This is a genomic window from Novosphingobium sp. (genome assembly GCF_030699305.1).
GTDB lineage: Bacteria > Pseudomonadota > Alphaproteobacteria > Sphingomonadales > Sphingomonadaceae > Novosphingobium.
On sequence record NZ_JAUYNB010000010.1, the window covers coordinates 147,958 to 165,045 of the forward strand.

Genomic DNA, 17,088 nt, shown 5'->3' on the forward strand with positions numbered 1-17,088 from the left:
GCAAAGCCAAGGAAAAGCGCGAGGACGCCCGATGGAATTCACTGCCCCCACTGCCGAACAGGTCCTGGCCATCAAGGTCAACGCCGGGATCGACGAAATCGCCGGGCATGACCGGTTCGCCGCTGCCAGCCCTGACATGGTCGAAGCCATTGTCGAAGGGATCGGCACGTTTGCTGCCGGTGAATGGGCACCGCTCAACCGGATCGGCGACACGCAAGGCGCGGTGCTGGCCAACGGCACGATCACCCTGCCCGCCGGGTTCGCCGAAGCCTATCGCGGTTATGTCGAGCAGGGCTGGAACGCGATATCCGGCGACGCGGAGTTTGGTGGTCAAGGCCTGCCGTTCACGCTGTCGGCCAACGTGATCGAGAACCTGGGCACGGCAAACATGGCGTTCGGCCTGCTGCCGATGCTGACCGTCGGCGCGATCGAGGCGCTGACGCATCACGGCAGCGCCGCGCAAAAGGCGCTCTATCTGGACAAGCTGATCAGCGGCGAATGGTCCGGGACGATGAACCTGACCGAACCGCAGGCCGGGTCTGACGTCGGCGCGCTGCGCACCACCGCCACACCGATCACGGATGGCGAACATGCGGGCCGCCATAGGATCAAGGGCACCAAGATCTACATCACCTGGGGCGAGCATGATCTGGCGGGCAATATCGTCCACCTGGTGCTGGCCCGCACACCGGGCGCGCCCGAGGGCAGCCGGGGGATTTCGCTGTTCATCGTGCCCAAGTTCCACGTCGCTGCGGACGGCACGCTGGGCGGGCGCAACGACGCGCGCTGCGTGTCGATCGAACACAAGCTGGGTATCAACGCCTCGCCCACCTGCGTGATGAGCTTTGGCGACAACGATGATTGCATCGGCGAGCTGGTCGGCGCGGAGAATGCGGGCCTGAAGGCAATGTTCACGATGATGAACTCCGCCCGGATCAATGTCGGCAATCAGGGCGTGCAGATCGCCGAACGCGCGCTGCAACAGGCGCAGTATTATGCCCGCGAGCGCGTCCAGTCGGCGCGGGCGGGCGGGCCGGGCCGCGAACCGGTCGCAATTATCGAGCATCCCGACGTGCGGCGGATGATCCTGCGGATGCGGGCGCTGACCGAAGGCGCGCGGGCGCTGCTCTACTACACCGCCGGGATGGTCGATCGCGGGACGCTGGGCGTGGCCGGAGCGCAAGGGCGCGCCGATTGCCTGGTGCCGATGATCAAGGCCTGGGGCACCGACATCGGCTGCGAAGTGGCCAGTATCGGCGTGCAGGTCCACGGCGGCATGGGTTTTGTCGAGGAAACCGGCGCGGCCCAGCATTACCGCGATGCGCGGATCACCCCGATTTATGAAGGCACCAACGGCATTCAGGCGGCTGACCTGGTCACCCGCAAGCTGGGCTATGAAGGCGGCGAAGTGCTGATCGCGCTGCTGGCCGATGTCGCGGCGGGCGCGGGTGACGGTGCCCCGGCGCTGAAAGCACTGGCCGAGGACTGCATCGCAGTCGCGCGCTGGATGATCAGCGATGCCAGCCTGGATGACAAGCTGGCAGGCAGCACCGCGTTCTGCACGATGTGTTCGGTCGCGGTGGCGGGCTGGCAACTGCTGCGCCAGGTCGATGCCGCCGAAGGCGCGCTGGCGGTCACCAAGCCGGTGATCGCACGTTATTTCGTGGAGCATATCGTTCCCGAAGCACGCGGCCTGAAAGCGGCGGCCACCGCCGGTACTGACCTGCTCTATGCGCTCGACGCAGCGACGCTGGCGGGATGAGCGACGCGCTGATCCGGATCGCCGAGGCGCTGGAGCGACTGGCTCCGCCGCCCGCCAGCGCGGCAGACTGGGCCGCTGCCCCGGCGTTTGTCTATGACCAGCGCGGCGCCCGCGCGGTGGAGCGCTTCGTCGCCCCGCCACTCGATCTGCTGCGCGGGATCGAGGCGCAGAAGGCGCTGGTTACCGCCAACGTCAACCGGCTGGCGCAGGGCCATGCCGCGCATGACATGCTGCTGTGGGGGGCGCGCGGCATGGGCAAGTCCGCGCTGCTGCGCGCCAGCATTGTCGCCGCGCAGGCGTTGCACGACAACGCGGTGGCGCTGGTGCAGGTTGCGCCCGATGCGCTTTCGGCGCTGGCACCACTGTTCGCCGCGCTGGGCAGGCAGGACCGCCGGTTCCTGGTGTTCATCGACGACCTGGGGTTCGAAGACGCCGACGGCGCAGGCCCGCGCACGCTGCGCAGCTGGCTGGAAGGCGGGGTCGAGGCGCGGCCCGGCAACGTCCGGCTGGCCGTAACCTCAAACCGCCGCGCCATCGTCCCGCGGCACCTGTCAGAACAGGATGATCCGATCAACCCGCGCGACGCGGTGGATGACAAGCTGGCGCTGGCAGACCGGTTCGGCCTGTCGATCGGGTTCCACGCCTGCCCCCAGGACGATTACCTGGCGATCATTGGCGGCTATTGCGCGCAGTACGGACTAGAATGGGACGCTGGCGAAGCGCTGGAATGGTCCAAGCGGCGCGGCGCGCGGTCAGGCCGGGTGGCCTGGCAATTCGTCACCGAACTGGCAGGCCGGGCGGGCAAGGCGCTTTAGGCGCCCCGCCCGCTATTGCTGCTTCACCGTCGTATCGTCCTTGAACCCGGCCGAGAAGCGCGCGTTGGGATCGCCCTGAAGCGAGCGCTGCGGCGGCAGCTTGCCGGTCACCACGGGCTTCACCGGCGCAGCAGGCTGCGCGTTCGGGGCGATCACGCGCCAGATGATCCCGGCGGTATCGTCCGACACCAGCAGCGCGCCGCCCTTGTCAAACGCTACCCAGGTCGGGCGGCCCTGAGTCTCGCCGCCGTCCTTGGTGAGGAACCCGGTCAGCACCGGCACAGGCAGCCCCACCGGGTTGCCGTTGGCGTCAAACCGCACGAACACGACGTCGTATCCGGCCTTGGGCTTGCGGTTCCATGAACCGTGGCGGGCGATGAACGCGCCATTGCCAAAGTCCGCGCCCAGCCGTTCCCCGCCGCTTACAAAGGCCATTCCCAGCGCAGCCACGTGCGCGCCGAGTGCGTATTCCGGCTTGCGCACGAAATCGTCGATGTACTCAGGCGCGGCGGCGGTAACGCGGTCATCGTTGTATTTCTTGAAGTATATCCATGGCCAGCCATAGTGCGCGCCAACCGGCACGTTGGTGAGGTAATCGGGCACCAGATCGGGACCGAGCATGTCACGCTCGTTCACGGTGGTCCACAATTCACCCGACGCAGGGTTCCAGGCGAGGCCATTGGCATTGCGCAGCCCTTGCGCGTACTGGCGCGGATGGCCGGTCTTGAGGTTCAATTCCCAGATCGCGGCGCGGCCCTGTTCGATCTCCATCCCCTTTTCGCCGATGTTCGAGGCCGAACCGACGGCCACGTAGAGCTTCTCGCCATCGGGGCTGAGGATGATGTTGCGCATCCAGTGGTTGCCGCCCGGCGGCAGGTCCATCAGCTTTTTCGGCGCGCCCGCCAGGGTGGTTTCGCCAAGCGGATAGGCGAACGCGAGCACCGCATCGTGGTTGGCGACATAAAGCGTGCCATCGCGCCAGGCGAGGCCGGAGGGGGAGACGAGGCCATTGCCGACGCGCAGGTCGAACTTGCCCTCGGCCTTGCCGTCGCCGTCCGCGTCGCGCAGCAGCACCAGCGTATCGGCCGATTCGCCTTTCGCGCCCGCGCTGCTCATCAGCCATTTGCCAATCTTCGCCATCAGGCCCGTGCCAAGATTGCCCTTGGGCGATCCGGTCAGCGCCACCACGACGTCGCCGTTGGGTAATGTCAGCATGGTGCGCGGATGGTTCAGCCCTTCGGCAAACCGGCCCACGACCAGCCCCTTGGCCGGGGTCGGCGCGGCATCGGCGGCCCAGCCGATCGGCTTGGCAATGCCGACGCTCGGCAAGGTTTCGGGTTTGGGTTCGACGATGACCGGATCGGTCCCGGACAGCTGGTCGACGGTGTATTCCGCCGGAACCCCCCGCCAGATCCAGAACACGAACCCGCCCACGACGAGCAGGAATACCCCAAGGGCGACGAGCAGCTTGCGTTTGGTCGACATGGGGCGGGACGATAGATGCACTGCGGCTAGGCGGCAACAGGGGAGTATTGTAGGGCCGTCACCACCCGCCGCCGCCAAGGAAACCACCGCCCATGTTCGCCTTTGAACCCGATCCAAACCAGCCCAGGGCCGAATTGTATGCCGATCTGGTCGGCGCGGCCCGGGCGCTGACCCACGGGGAAAGTGACGGCGTGGCCAACATGGCCAATGTCGCGGCGCTGATCTGGCAGTTCCTGCCCCGGCTCAACTGGTCAGGCTTCTACCGCGTGGTGAGCGCGGACGAGCTTGTCCTGGGGCCATTCATCGGCAAGCCCGCCTGCATCCGCATTCCGTTCGGTCAGGGCGTGTGCGGCGCAGCGGCGGCCACCGGGGCAACCCAGCTGGTGCCCGATGTCCATGCCTTTCCCGGCCATATCGCCTGCGATGCCGACAGCCGGTCCGAACTGGTGGTCCCGGTTCTGCGGGATGGCCGGTTGATCGCGGTGATTGATCTCGACAGCCCCGAACCCGCCCGCTTCGATGCCGAGGACGCAGCGGGAATCGAGGCCTTGGCAGCGGCCATCGCCGACGCGATCTGAGCGCGCGCAAACCGCACCGATTCGGGACAGCGCCAAGACAACACCCCTCCCCGCCTTGGTTTTCCGGGCGATACGATGCTAAATTTCGGCTTAACGCCGGGAATCGCCGTATCGTCGCGCCCGGTCGATCAGGGGAATGCCCATGCCTGTCGCTCATTCGCTCCACCCGCTTGCCGCCGCCGCCGTGCTGGCCGGTTCGCTCGCCCTTGCTGCGCCCGCGCTGGCGCAATCCATGCCGGGTGCCGCCGTCGATGCCCAAGGGCGCGTTTTTGGCAACGCGGTTCCGGCAGAGCAGATGCCGGCCATGCCGCCGATGGTCTCGCATCCGGTGGTCCAGCCGCTGCCTGCCGGAGCACTGCGGCATGCAGTTCCCGGCGCGCCGATGGCGCACCCCGGTGCCTATCATGCGCCCGCCCAGGCCCCCGGCTACGATCCGGCGGCGTGGGACCGCGCCAGGGGTGACTGGCTGGCCGAATGCCGCCGCCGCATGGGCGGTTCCAGAAGCACGACCGCCGGGGCCGTCGTCGGCGGGCTGTTCGGCGGCCTGCTGGGCAACCGCGTCGCGGGCCGGGGTAACCGCACGGTCGGCACGATTGCCGGGGCAGCCGTCGGTGCAGTGGCTGGCGGCGCGATCGGCGCTTCGGCCGACCGCAACCGCGCGCGCGACTATTGCGAAGCCTATCTGGAAGATTCGCTGGCCGGGTATTACGGTCAGGGTCAGGCCGGGTATGGCCATGGCTATCAGCAGGCGGGTTATGGCCCGGCGCATTATGGCTATGCCATGCAGCCGGTGATGATGGTTCCGGTCATGCACCACGCCGCGCCGCCCAAGGCGCGCGAATGCGTGGAAACCACCGTGATCGAGGAATGGGTGCCGGTGAAGACCCGCAAGCGCACCATCGCCCCGCGCCCCGACAAGCGCGTGAAAATCGTGCCGGACAAGCGCGTCCGCACCTATTGAGCAGCAACGAAAAAGGGGGCGCCATCCGGCTCCCCCTATTCCATCGCCCCCGGCAACACCGGGGGCGTTCTGGTTTGCGCGCTAGAGCGAGCGGCCGATCAGTTCCTTCATGATCTCGCTCGTGCCGCCGAAGATCCGGGTCACGCGCGCGCCGCGCCACTGCTTGGCAATCGGGTGTTCGTTCATGAAGCCCGCGCCGCCGTGCAGTTGCAGGCACTTGTCGACCACTTCGCCCTGCAATTCCGTGTGCCACAGCTTGGCGCCCGACGCCTCGACCGAGGTCAGCTCGTGCCTGATATGGCGTGACAGCGCCCAGTCGATATGCGCCCAGCCGACCTGCAACTTGGTCTTGAGGTCCGCCAGCAGGAAGCGGGTGTTCTGGAAATCCAGCACCGACTGGCCGAACGCCTTGCGCTCACGGCAGAACTCGACCGTCATGTCGAACGCGCGCTGCGCGGCGGTCTGCGCCGAAATGGCGATGCCGAGGCGTTCCTGTGGCAACTCGCTCATCAGATAGATGAAGCCCTTGCCCTCTTCACCCAGACAATTGGTAATCGGCACGCGGACGTCCTCGAAGAACAGTTCCGACGTATCCGCCGCGTCCAGCCCGACCTTGTCGAGGTTGCGGCCACGCTTGAACCCATCGCGGCTGGCTTCGACCAGCACGATCGACACGCCTTTCCACGCGGGCTGCACATCGGTGTCGGTCTTGCAGCACACCAGGATCAGGTCAGCGGTCTGACCGTTGGTGATATAGGTCTTGCTGCCGTTGATGACATAATGGTTGCCATCCTTCTTCGCGGTGGTGCGCAGCGCCTGAAGGTCAGAGCCGGTGCCCGGTTCGGTCATCGCGATCGCGGTAACGACTTCGCCCGACACCATCCTGGGCAGCCAGGTCTGCTTCTGCTCTTCCGAGCCGTATTGAATGATGTAGTTGGCGACGATGTCCGACTGGAGCGAGAAACCGGTGGCCACATCGGTGCCGTAGCCGATTTCCTCGTCGATGATAGCGTTATAGCCGAAGTCGAGGCCCAATCCGCCGTATGCCTCGGGCACGGTCGGGCAGAGCAGGCCCAGTTCGCCCGCCTTGGGCCAGACGTCCTTGGGGATGATCCCATCCTCGTCCCACTTGGCGGCGTTGGGTTCCAGCTGTTCGGCCACGAACCGGCGCACGGTGGAACGGAATGCTTCGTGATCTTCGTTGTAACAAGTGCGGTGCAGCTGATCGAGCGACATGGGAAACCCTCTCTACCGGGAATGATTGTGGCAAAGGGTTAGGCCGGGCCGCGCGGGGCGGTCAAGCCGAATTTAATCGCGCGATTAAGGCCTTTCGGCACCCTGCGCCGCAACTTGCGTCGCGCGCGGCCCGGCCTCCAGCCGCAGTCGCCCTAGCCGGAGCGAGGCATTGCCCCGATCCAGCGTCAGCGTGCCCGCGATATCGGGCTTCACCCCCAGGATCTGCGCGCTCGGCCCATGTACCCGCAGGCGATATTGCCCGTAAGGGACACTGTCGAACAGCGTGTACCCATCGAAGTCGCTGCGCGTCTGGACCAGCATCTGCCCGGTCATGTCGACCAGTTCGATCGGAACGCCTGCGCGCGGTTCGCCGTCCGGGCCGAGCAGGATTGCCTCGATCTCACCGGTCGGGGCCAGGGCCAGTTGCACTTTGGCCGCAACGCCGGGGCGCGGCACCACGACCATGCCCTGCCCCTTGGGCTGGAGCAGCGGATCGGGCAGCGTCCCCGCGTCGATCGAGATCAGCACCGGCACATACGGCGTCAGCCCGTTGATCACCGCGCGGCCATCGGGGTTGGTGGCTTTCTCGCTGTGGCGGAAGCCCGCTTCGACCGTCACGCCTTCAACTGCTTCCTCGCCCGCCTGACGGATGCCGTCGCCGTTCTCGTCGCGATAGACCTCGATGCTCGCCTGGCCTTCCTCGGCCAGCCGCTCCCGCGCCAGCCTGATCCCGCCGCTGACCGGGTCCGGCCCCAGGCTGAAGGCCAGCGTCAGGTTGGCGCCGCGATTGCCGCGATTGTCCATTCGCCCTTCGGCGCGGACCGCAAACTTCTGGAACTGGTGGACCACCCCCAGCATCAGCTCGCGGCGGCCCGCCCGGGCATCGTAATCCAGCCCGGCGCGCACGGTCGAGGCGCGGGCAAAGCGGGTTTCCGCCATGACCTGCGCGGTTTCCAGCCCGCGCTTCGGCCCGCTGAGCGCAATGCGCGCCGAGCCGCGCAGCCGCACGCCGCCGATCATGGTGTTGGCGATCAGGTTGAGCTTGGTCCCGGCATCGCCCAACCCCAGCCCGGCGGTCGGCCCCGTCGCGCTGCGCTGCATCAGCTCCGCCGCGAGCGAGACCCGGCCAAAATGCGCCGATGTGCGCAGTAACAATTCGTTAACTTTTGCGCCGCTGCGCAGGAGCGACTGGCGATAGCCCACCTCGACCGGCAAGCGCCAGCTGCCCAGCGGAATCGCACTGCTCAGCCGCAAGCTGGCATCGCGCCGCAAGGTCGATCGCACCAGATCACTGTCGAAATCGCCGTTCACCCACAACACTTGCGCGTTGAACCGCACCGGGCCGACCTTGCCCAGCGCTTCGGCCCGCACGGCTTGCCCGCCGCCCAGCTGCTGCGCGCCGGACAGCCCGACCAACACCGGGCCGAACGCATGGTCGACCCGCGCTTCCAGGTACTGGCGGCGCTGATCGGCCAGCATCAGGCTCTGATACTCGACCCCGACGCTGGTGCGCTTACTGATGCCATGCTCCACCCCCACGCCCCAGCGCCAGCCGGTCTGCGGATTGGCAAAGCTGCTGGAGAAATCGATCAGGTCACGGCCTTCCTCGGCGATGCCCGCCCAATAGAGCGTCTGCCCCGCCGGAACCCGCGCCTGCCCGACCGGCACGCTGGAGCGTTCGCGCTTGATCTGCCCCTGCGGGCCATAGAGCACGACTTCGAACTCGTTGTCGCCGAACAGCAGTTCGACATCGTTGAAATCATAGCGTCCGTCGCCGCGATCAGCCTGAAACGCGCGCAGTTCGCCGTTGCGATAGAGTTCCGCGTCCCACCCGGCCGGCAATGTCCCGCGCAGCGCGGTTACACCGAACCGCGCGGGCCGGTTGATCGGTTGATTGGTAACCACCGCCCCCCGGCCATAGGCGCTTTGCCCGGTCAGGTTGCCGCGTTGCAGATCGACATCGCCCAGCGCGACTTGCGTCGCCTTGAGCGGCCCGAGCAGTTCGCCCGCCGGATCGCTCCGATAGGCGCGCACGCGCAGCGAATCCGGGCGGCCCAGCCCTTCGCCCGCCAGCCGCGCGGTATAGCTCATGCCCAGCAGCTCGCCCGCCGCCAGCGCTTCATACTGCACGCGGGTGCCGCCCGCCTTGCTCCACTGCGCCTGCAACTGGATATCGACCGACGGCGCGCGCCAGGTCTTGTAGGGCAATTGCGCCTGCGGCAGCTTGGCCAGGTCGAATTGATCAGACGAACGCGGCTGAAGTCGCGCCGCGCGACTTTTGCGCTCGATCGCTTCGAGGAACGGCAGCTTGCGGTCGGATTCGAGCACCACGGTCAGATTGCCGAGATCCGGTTTGAACCGCACCCCCATCCAGCCCGACAGCGCCCCCAGATCCATGCACCAGCCTTCGGGCACATCGAGAATCGCATTCGCGGCAATTCCGCGCGCCCCGTTCATGGTTTGTACCGTGTTGGCATCGCGGTCGAGGACGAAGCGCTGATCCTCCGCGAACAACCAGCCAGTTGCGCGGCGCGACTTCTTGTCGAGTCGCACCGGCAGGTCGAGGTTCTGGATCAGGTCGGCAAAATCGATGCACACTCCGGCGGGCGTCTGATAGCCGCGCATCGGCTCGCCCAGCCTGTAGGCTCCGCTGCGCAGTTCGAGCAGCAACTGGTCATCTTCGGTCGGCTGCCAGGCTTCCGCCTGCGCGCTGCCCGCCCCCGCGCAAACGCCAAGCGCCGCCCCAACCAGGGCGGCGACGTGGCGCAGCGAGGATGACCAGCGTGTCATGACGTCAGTTTGAAGTAATTATCGCTTGGTTTCAGTGCTATGGGTTTAGCGGATGGCCGAAGTGACAGCGGCGATCAGCTGGCCGCCGTTCTCCGGCAGCTCGCGGTATTCGATCCGGATCGGGCCGGTCAGCTTCGCCTGCTGCTCTGGGGTGACCGCAACGCGCAGTTTGCGTTGGGTCACTTCGGGGTAGATCGCGATCCCGCGCAGCTGGAACACTTGTTCCCCGCGCGCGGTCTTGCCCTCTACCATGCCGAACACCGAACGCTCACCAGTGCGGCTCATGTCGAGTTCGACGAAGGTCTGCCCCCCATCCTTGACCAGACGGGGGTTGGCCAGCGCCGCGCCCCCTTCCAGGCGGCCCTTGCGCACGAACACGGGAATCGTGATCCCGTAGATCGGGGTCAGCCGGATCGAGAGGCCCCCGGCGGCGGCTTCCCTGGCAGCTTCCCCTGGCGTCAGCGCGGCGGGAATCGCACGAAAACCCATATGGACCCGATATTCGCCATCGGGGAGATCCGGTGCGGGCCGGGCCGACAGCCGCACGGCTTGCGGCTGTCCGGGCAACAGCGTGATTCGGCGCGGCGCATAGCGGATCATGTCCAGCGCGGCCCGCTCCACCGCATTCGCGGATTCCTCGGCCACGTCCTTGAAATCGCCTTCGCCGTCCATCCGGCGCAGTTCCAGGGTGATCCGGTAGGTCGCTGGGGCGCTGCCGATGTTGCTCAGCACCACTTCAGCCGAACCGCCGCCGTTCATCACCACGCGGGTCGGGGCAACCAGCAGGTCGCCCTGGGCCTGCGCAGGCACTGCGGCGAACACGGCACTGATGGCAGCCACGCCACACACGGCACGGCGAAAACGGGAAAGATGCGACATGAAATACCCCTTGGTGCAATCACGACCGGCCGGTGCACAGGCACCTCCGGGAATTCCCTTAGGGCTTAGGAAAACAGGGTTAATTTTCGGCTAACCACGCCAGCTTGATCGAGCGCGGAGCGCAGACAAGCCAAGGGCCGCACCCGCGTTGGCGGATGCGGCCCTTGTGAATTCGTGTCGCGGCTGCGACGCGGTGCTTTCAGGTATTGGGCTTACTGGTATTCGACCGAAACGTCGAAGGTGCCGTTGTAAACGCCCGGGTGCTGTGCGCTACCCACGGCCAGCGTACCGCCGACCTTGAAAGTGCCCTGGCCGGTCGTGGCGCTGAGCGCGACGTCGGTCAGGTTCGATTCGAAGCCGTCCAGCGACATCGTCGGCAGCGGGCCCTGTGCGACCACGTCCCAGCTGGGATCGTTGAGGCTCAGCACAACCGGGCCGCCCGAGGTGTCGGGCAGTGAAACCAGCACGTTGGCACCGGCGCTGCCGGTGACGGTGAAGCCGGCCGGAGCGCGCGTTCCGGTCGAAACCAGTGCGCCGGTCGTCGCGGTGTTGGCATCCGAACCGACAGTCACAGTGCCGCCAGTGTTGGCAGCGATCTGGCCGAAGTCGAGCGCCGAATCGGCGGTCAGCGACAGCGTGTCGAGCACTTCTGCCGTGGCGGTGGCGGTGGCGGTGGCGGCGGCGTTGGCAACCGAAGCAAACGAGATGGCGCTGAGAGCGGCGCCGACAACAGCAAGGCGAAGTGAGTTACGCATAATTCTTCTGGTCCCTATCCAAGCATTCAAAAGCTTGCAGCGCGTGGAGCGCCGCCCGAATGGACGGTCTGCCCCATTCGCAGGACCTTAAGTAGAACCACTCTGTTCAGGCATTGCTTTTGAGTATGGTTAATGGAATCGAGTAATCTGTTAACGCTTCTCCGGGGAAATTCCCTATATTCCGCCGCCAGTTAGCCGCTGGCAGATCAGATCGAGCTGATCGAGCGTGCGATAGCGGATGGTGACCGTACCGGACCGCGGATCAGCATCGGCGTTGATCCGCACCGACAGGCCCAGAAACTCCTCAAGATGGCTCTGAACCGCTGCAATGTCGGCGGATTCGCCCACATCCCGGTCCCGGCGGGCGCGGCGCGGCGCGGTGGTGCCGGTCGTCTGGCGGCGGACCAGCTTTTCCACTTCGCGCACCGACAGCTGTTTCGCAACCGCCGTCTCGGCCAGCGCCCCGGCATTTTCCACGCCGACCAGCGCGCGCGCATGGCCCATCGACAGGCGGCCATCCTGAACCATGTCCATGACCGGTTCGGGCAAGGCCAGCAGGCGCTGGAGATTCGCGACGTGACTGCGGCTCTTGTCGACCAGCTTGGCGATTTCCGCCTGAGTCAGCCCTTCCTGTTCGGCCAGGCTGTGATAGGCGCGGGCCTCCTCGATCGGATTGAGATCTTCGCGCTGAAGATTCTCGATCAGCGCCAGCGCCATCACCTCGCGTTCGCTCAAATCGCGAATAATCGCAGGAATTTCATGGAGTTGTGCGCGCTGGGCGGCCCGCCAGCGGCGCTCACCCGCCACCAGGCGATAGCGCCCGTCGCCCAGCGGGGTGACAATCACCGGCTGGATCACGCCGCGCGCCGCAATCGACGCGGCCAGTTCGTCCAGCGCGGCTTCATCAAAATGACGGCGCGGCTGGCCGGGTAGCGGTGAAATGGCCGAAACCGCCAGTGTTGCAAGGCCCGATGACGCCATGACCGGTGACGTCGTGGCCGCATTCGCGCCCGCTGGCCCGTCCGCAGACATGACCAGCGGTTCTTCCCGGCGGGTTTCACCCAGCAGTGCGCCCAGCCCGCGGCCCAGCGCAAGCGGGCGCTTCCTGGCCGCACTGGCGGCTGGCGGCGCGGAAATGCGGATTACGGGTTCGTCGCTCATGCGGCCTTCCTCTGTTTGGGCAGGCGGGTAATCAACTCACGCGCCAGCGCCATATAGGCGCGGCTGCCAACGCAGTTGTGGTCATAGATCAGCGCAGGCAACCCGTGGCTGGGCGCTTCCGACAAACGCACGTTGCGCGGGATGACCGCTTCGAACACGAGGTTGCCGAGGCACGAGCGCACGTCGTCTGATACCTGATCGGTCAGGCGATTGCGGCGATCGAACATCGTCAGCGCAATGCCGACAATCCCCAGATCGGGGTTGAACCGCTGCTGCACCCGCTCCACCGTCTGGAGCAGCTGGCTCAGCCCCTCCAGCGCGAAGAATTCACATTGCAGCGGCACCAGCAACGTGTCGGCCGCGCACAGCGCGTTCAACGTCAACAGGCCCAGCGACGGCGGGCAATCGATAAAGCAGATATCATGCGTGGTATCGCCAGCCAGCGCATCGGCCAGGCGCTGGGTCCGATTCTCGACCGACACCAGTTCGACTTCCGCCCCGGACAAGTCGACGGTCGCCGGGATGAGGTCCAGTCCCGGAATGCGCGTCGGCATCACGCATTCATCGAGCGCGGCCTGATCGACCAGCAAGTCATAGGACGACCGCTCCCGCTCGGCCGTGCTGACGCCAATCCCGGTTGAGGCGTTGCCCTGCGGATCGAGATCGATCAGCAGCACTTTCCACCCGGTTGCAGCCATCGCGGTGGCGATGTTGATGGCGGTGGTGGTTTTGCCCACTCCGCCCTTCTGGTTGGCGATCGCCACGCGAATCACGATTTGCGTCCCTTCCTTGCGGTGCTTTCGGCCACAGTGCCGACGATCACCCCCGCTTCGGCATCGGTCAGCGATGGTTCCACGTGGAACGTATGCTGCCAGCCGGAGAGTTCCTGCAATTCTTGCGGCGCGGAACGGCCTTTCGGCAACAACCAAATCGTGTCGGCTGTGGAAAATCGTGCGGATAGCTCCAGCAGGCGGGGCAACGGCGCAAACGCACGGGCCGAAATGACGCGAACCGGCTGACTAGGCACCAGTTCCAGCCGGGCGCCGACCACTTCCGCCCGGTCCAGCCCCAGCGCGATTCGCGCGCGCTCCAGCCACTCGATTCGCCGCGCCCGCGATTCGACCATCAGCACCGCGCATTCCGGACGCAGCGCCGCGATCACCAATCCGGGGAACCCCGCACCGGTTCCCAGATCCAGCCAGGGCGATCCTGTTTCACGTGGAACATGGGTCAGCAACTGCGCCGAATCGGCAATGTGCCGCCGCCACACCTCAGCAAGACTGGCGGCGGAAACCAGATTCTGGCGCGTGTTCTCTTCGACCAGCAATCGCACGAGCGCATCGAGCCGCTCGGCAGCAGCCCCGTCCCATTCGGGCAACTGCGCCAGCCAGTCGCGGGCATCGGCTTCGCTGTGCAGTATCATGCCGCCCGCCGCCGGGCATGAACCAGCAGCGCCGCCAGCGCCGCCGGGGTAATTCCCGGCACACGCCCCGCTGCGGCCAAAGTTTCCGGGCGCGCACGGGACAAGCGTTCCACCATTTCCCGCGACAGGCCGGGGATCGCCGCGTAGGGAAAGTCATCCCCCAGCGGCAGCGCTTCAGCCGCGCGCAGATCGCGCAGTTCAGCATCCTGCCGCGCAAGGTAGGGCGCATAGGCCGCATCTTCCGCCACTTCCCCGGCCAGTTCCGGGTCTGCCGCCTGCGCCGCGGCAAGGCTGTCCACCGCGATCCACGGGGACAGGCTGGTCAACGCCACCCCGCCGAACCGCAGCCATTCGCGCAGCGGCAGGCGTCCGGTATCGGCCCGGACCGGCAGGCCTGCCAGAGCCAGTTCGTTGCTGGTCACCGCCGAATCGAGCGCCAGATCGAGCCGCGACCGCGCCGCTTCGCGCGCCTGATACCAACTGGCCCGCTCCGGTCCGATGCACCCTGCGGCCAGACCCAGCGGCGTCAGCCGCGAGGTGGCATTGTTGGCCCGCAATCGCAGCCGGTATTCGGCCCGGGCTGTGAGCATCCGATAAGGTTCGGTAACGCCGTGCAGCGTCAGATCATCGATCATGACGGCCAGATAACTGTTCGCCCGGTCGAGCGCGACCGGCGGCCGACCCAGCACCGCAGCGGCGGCGTGCATTCCCGCGACCAATCCTTGTGCAGCGGCCTCTTCATAACCGGTGGTGCCGTTGATCTGGCCGGCGCAATACAGCCCCGGCAGATCGCGCAATTCCAGCGATGACCGCAAGGCGCGCGGATCGATGTAATCGTATTCCACGGCATAGCCCGGAACGACCATTTCGACGGCTTCCAGCCCGGCCATCGTCCGCAGCATCGCGAGCTGGACATCGCTGGGGAGCGAAGTGGAGATCCCGTTGGGATAGACCAGATGCGTCGCCAGCCCTTCGGGTTCCAGGAACACCTGATGCCCATCGCGGTCAGCGAACCGGTGAATCTTGTCCTCGATCGACGGGCAGTAACGCGGCCCGGACGCGCCGATCGCCCCGCTGAACAAGGGCGAACGATGCAGGTTCGCGCGGATGACGTCGTGACTGCGCGGGTTGGTCCGGGTGATCGCGCAGAACACCTGCGGATTAACCCGCCCGTTCCCAAGCGCCGACATCGTCCATGGTTCCGCATCGGACGGCTGCTCATCCAGCCGCGCCCAGTCAATCGTCCGGCCATCAAGCCGGGGCGGTGTCCCGGTCTTGAGCCGCGCCATCGGCAGCGCGGCTTCGCGCAGTTGCGCCGCCAGCTGCTGGGCCGATGCCTCACCGATCCGTCCGCCGACAATCCGCTCTTCCCCCCGGAACAGCACGCCGCCCAGGAACGTGCCGGTGCACAGCACCACGGCCTGCGCGGCGATTCGGGTGCCGTCCGCCAGGGTAACCCCCGTGACGCGGCCCCCATCCAGTTGCAGCGCTGCCGCCTCGCCGGCAATCAATGTCAGGTCGCCTTGCAGGGCCAGCAAGCGCTGGACCTCGACCTTGAACAGCACCCGGTCCGCCTGAACGCGCGGCCCCTGCACGGCGCTGCCTTTGGAACGATTGAGCATCCGGTAATGGATCGCGGCGGCATCGGCCGCGCGGGCGATAATGCCGTCGAGCGCGTCGACCTCACGCACCAGATGGCCCTTGCCCAGCCCGCCAATTGCCGGATTGCAGCTCATCGCGCCGATCACGTTCAAGTCAAAGCTGACCAGCGCGGTGCGCGCACCCATTCGCGCCGCCGCAGCCGCAGCCTCAACCCCCGCGTGCCCGCCGCCGATCACGATGATGTCAAACGCCTGCATGGCGCCGCTGTAGCGGAGGAGCGTTTCACGTGGAACAGGTTTTACGGCGATTGCATCGGCGCGCGATGTTTCACGTGAAACACGCTTACTTGCCGATACAGAACCGTCCGAAAAGCGTGTCGAGCATGTCTTCGGTCGTGGTTCGCCCCAGCAAGGCATCGAACGCCACCCGACCCAGCCGCAGGCTTTCCGCCACGAGCAATGGGTCGCTCAAGGTTTCCGCCGCTGCCAAAGCTGCTCGCGCCTCGCCCAGCCAGTGGTGCTGGCGGGCGTTGAGTGCGGCTTCGCCGGGGCGCGGCAGGCTGGCACGGGCGTGGGCCACCAGATCGGCGCGCAGCGCGTCCAGCCCTTCCCCCGTCACCGCCGATACCCGGTGCCGCGGCGCGCGCTTGACCGGGTGACCGGCCACATCGATCTGCGCCTCGATGTCCCATCCGCCATCCGGTCCGGCACCGTCTGCGCCCAGCCACAGCACCAGATCGGCCTGCGCCAGCGCAGACCGGGCGCGCTCAACCCCGATTGCTTCGATCGCATCGCCCGTGTCATCGCGCAGACCAGCCGTGTCGCTGAACCGGAACGGCACGCCGCCCAGCGCCACGGGATGGGTCAGAACATCACGCGTGGTTCCGGCGACCGGCGCGGTAATGGCCGCTTCGCTCTCCACCAATGCGTTGAACAAGGTGCTTTTGCCGGAATTGGGCGGGCCTGCCAGCACGACCCGAAAGCCATCGCGCAAGGTTTCAGCACGCGGGCGGACGAGCCATCCGGCAATCTCGTGCTCCAGACCCGCAACCTGCGCGATGAAATCGGCGGGCAGATCGGCAACGTCATCTTCATCGCCAAAGTCGAGCACCGCCTCGACCGCTGCCGACAGCAGCAGCAAGCGTTCGCGCCATCCGGTCACTTCGCGTGAGAAATCGCCGCCTGCCATCGCCAGTGCCGCGCGGCGTTGCAGTTCGGTTTCCGCGGACAGCAAATCCGCCAGCCCCTCTGCCTCGGCCAGGTCGATCCGTCCGTTGGTAAAGGCCCGGCGGGTGAACTCCCCCGGCTGCGCCGACCGCAGCCCCGCCACGGCGGCCAGCGCCCGCTCGACCGCGCGCACCACCGCGCGCCCGCCGTGGCAGTGCAGTTCCAGCGTGTCCTCACCGGTGGCGGTTGTCGGCCCCGGCAACCACAGCGCCAGCACCCGGTCCAGCACCGTGCCCGCATCGTCGCGCAGCGTTACGGCAACCGCCCGGCGCGGCGGAAGGCTGCGCCCGGTCAGCGCGATCGCCGCCGCCCCGGCTTGCGGGCCGCTGACCCGCACGACCGCGATTGCGGCAGGCGGGGCGCCGCTCGACAAGGCAAAGATCGTGTCATTCATCGCCGCGCGCCTGCCACGGCG

General features: G+C 66.8%; 14 protein-coding genes. 4 read left to right on the forward strand and 10 right to left on the reverse strand.

The genetic code is table 11. The features are described from left to right. Positions 1-31: 31 nt before the first annotated feature. Both Q8Q53_RS03455 and Q8Q53_RS03460 read left to right on the forward strand, forming a co-directional pair. A complete protein-coding gene (locus Q8Q53_RS03455) occupies positions 32-1,762 on the forward strand; it encodes an acyl-CoA dehydrogenase (protein WP_305700354.1) in 1,731 nt (576 codons plus the stop codon). Further along, positions 1,759-2,577 carry an ATP-binding protein gene (locus Q8Q53_RS03460; RefSeq protein ID WP_305700355.1) on the forward strand — a complete coding sequence of 273 codons (819 nt, stop codon included), beginning with the start codon at positions 1,759-1,761 and terminating at the stop codon, positions 2,575-2,577. The genes Q8Q53_RS03455 and Q8Q53_RS03460 overlap by 4 nt, the downstream gene beginning before the upstream one ends. Before the next feature lie 12 nt (positions 2,578-2,589). Here Q8Q53_RS03460 and Q8Q53_RS03465 read toward each other — a convergent pair whose 3' ends face one another. After that, positions 2,590-4,062, reverse strand: coding sequence for a sorbosone dehydrogenase family protein (locus Q8Q53_RS03465; protein ID WP_305700356.1), 1,473 nt, complete (start codon positions 4,060-4,062; stop codon positions 2,590-2,592). 92 nt (positions 4,063-4,154) lie between these two features. On the opposite strand from Q8Q53_RS03465, the gene Q8Q53_RS03470 reads away from it, so the two are divergent. Further along, positions 4,155-4,640 (forward strand): GAF domain-containing protein, encoded by a 486-nt coding sequence (locus tag Q8Q53_RS03470; protein WP_305700357.1) that lies wholly within the window; start codon positions 4,155-4,157, stop codon positions 4,638-4,640. Between the two features lie 142 nt (positions 4,641-4,782). Then, positions 4,783-5,601 (forward strand): glycine zipper 2TM domain-containing protein, encoded by an 819-nt coding sequence (locus Q8Q53_RS03475; RefSeq protein ID WP_305700358.1) that lies wholly within the window; start codon positions 4,783-4,785, stop codon positions 5,599-5,601. Positions 5,602-5,682: 81 nt separating this feature from the next. On the opposite strand, the gene Q8Q53_RS03480 is transcribed toward Q8Q53_RS03475, so the two are convergent. From Q8Q53_RS03480 to mnmE, 9 genes are all read right to left on the reverse strand, one after another. After that, positions 5,683-6,837: an acyl-CoA dehydrogenase family protein gene (locus Q8Q53_RS03480; protein ID WP_305700359.1), complete on the reverse strand. Its 1,155-nt coding sequence runs from the start codon at positions 6,835-6,837 to the stop codon at positions 5,683-5,685. Positions 6,838-6,921: 84 nt separating this feature from the next. Beyond that, positions 6,922-9,627, reverse strand: coding sequence for a collagen binding domain-containing protein (locus tag Q8Q53_RS03485; RefSeq protein ID WP_305700360.1), 2,706 nt, complete (start codon positions 9,625-9,627; stop codon positions 6,922-6,924). Between the two features lie 45 nt (positions 9,628-9,672). Continuing rightward, complete coding sequence (locus Q8Q53_RS03490) at positions 9,673-10,467, reverse strand: molecular chaperone (protein WP_305700361.1); 795 nt, start codon at positions 10,465-10,467, stop codon at positions 9,673-9,675. Between the two features lie 251 nt (positions 10,468-10,718). Next, a complete protein-coding gene (locus tag Q8Q53_RS03495) occupies positions 10,719-11,261 on the reverse strand; it encodes a DUF4402 domain-containing protein (RefSeq protein ID WP_305700362.1) in 543 nt (180 codons plus the stop codon). Positions 11,262-11,435: 174 nt separating this feature from the next. Next, on the reverse strand, positions 11,436-12,422 hold the full coding sequence (locus tag Q8Q53_RS03500; protein WP_305700363.1) for a ParB/RepB/Spo0J family partition protein: 987 nt from the start codon (positions 12,420-12,422) through the stop codon (positions 11,436-11,438). After that, positions 12,419-13,195 carry a ParA family protein gene (locus Q8Q53_RS03505; protein ID WP_305700364.1) on the reverse strand — a complete coding sequence of 259 codons (777 nt, stop codon included), beginning with the start codon at positions 13,193-13,195 and terminating at the stop codon, positions 12,419-12,421. Before Q8Q53_RS03505 ends, Q8Q53_RS03500 begins: the two co-directional genes overlap by 4 nt. Then, complete coding sequence (rsmG, locus tag Q8Q53_RS03510; protein WP_371136496.1) at positions 13,192-13,845, reverse strand: 16S rRNA (guanine(527)-N(7))-methyltransferase RsmG; 654 nt, start codon at positions 13,843-13,845, stop codon at positions 13,192-13,194. Before rsmG ends, Q8Q53_RS03505 begins: the two co-directional genes overlap by 4 nt. Then, the gene (gene mnmG / locus Q8Q53_RS03515; RefSeq protein WP_305700365.1) at positions 13,842-15,704 is read right to left on the reverse strand and encodes a tRNA uridine-5-carboxymethylaminomethyl(34) synthesis enzyme MnmG; all 1,863 of its coding nucleotides are present in this window, start codon (positions 15,702-15,704) and stop codon (positions 13,842-13,844) included. Before mnmG ends, rsmG begins: the two co-directional genes overlap by 4 nt. 85 nt (positions 15,705-15,789) lie before the next feature. Continuing rightward, positions 15,790-17,067 carry a tRNA uridine-5-carboxymethylaminomethyl(34) synthesis GTPase MnmE gene (mnmE, locus tag Q8Q53_RS03520; RefSeq protein ID WP_305700366.1) on the reverse strand — a complete coding sequence of 426 codons (1,278 nt, stop codon included), beginning with the start codon at positions 17,065-17,067 and terminating at the stop codon, positions 15,790-15,792. Between the last annotated feature and the right edge of the window lie 21 nt (positions 17,068-17,088).

Bases quoted from the DNA above. Each gene is read 5' to 3' on its own strand.
- Q8Q53_RS03470 (WP_305700357.1), top strand. From the start codon at position 4,155: ATGTTCGCCTTTGAACCCGATCCAAACCAGCCCAGGGCCGAATTGTAT.
- Q8Q53_RS03475 (WP_305700358.1), top strand. From the start codon at position 4,783: ATGCCTGTCGCTCATTCGCTCCACCCGCTTGCCGCCGCCGCCGTGCTG.
- Q8Q53_RS03455 (WP_305700354.1), top strand. From the start codon at position 32: ATGGAATTCACTGCCCCCACTGCCGAACAGGTCCTGGCCATCAAGGTC.
- Q8Q53_RS03500 (WP_305700363.1), bottom strand. From the start codon at position 12,422: ATGAGCGACGAACCCGTAATCCGCATTTCCGCGCCGCCAGCCGCCAGT.
- Q8Q53_RS03480 (WP_305700359.1), bottom strand. From the start codon at position 6,837: ATGTCGCTCGATCAGCTGCACCGCACTTGTTACAACGAAGATCACGAA.
- mnmG (WP_305700365.1), bottom strand. From the start codon at position 15,704: ATGCAGGCGTTTGACATCATCGTGATCGGCGGCGGGCACGCGGGGGTT.
- rsmG (WP_371136496.1), bottom strand. From the start codon at position 13,845: ATGATACTGCACAGCGAAGCCGATGCCCGCGACTGGCTGGCGCAGTTG.
- Q8Q53_RS03465 (WP_305700356.1), bottom strand. From the start codon at position 4,062: ATGTCGACCAAACGCAAGCTGCTCGTCGCCCTTGGGGTATTCCTGCTC.
- Q8Q53_RS03495 (WP_305700362.1), bottom strand. From the start codon at position 11,261: ATGCGTAACTCACTTCGCCTTGCTGTTGTCGGCGCCGCTCTCAGCGCC.
- mnmE (WP_305700366.1), bottom strand. From the start codon at position 17,067: ATGAATGACACGATCTTTGCCTTGTCGAGCGGCGCCCCGCCTGCCGCA.
- Q8Q53_RS03485 (WP_305700360.1), bottom strand. From the start codon at position 9,627: ATGACACGCTGGTCATCCTCGCTGCGCCACGTCGCCGCCCTGGTTGGG.
- Q8Q53_RS03460 (WP_305700355.1), top strand. From the start codon at position 1,759: ATGAGCGACGCGCTGATCCGGATCGCCGAGGCGCTGGAGCGACTGGCT.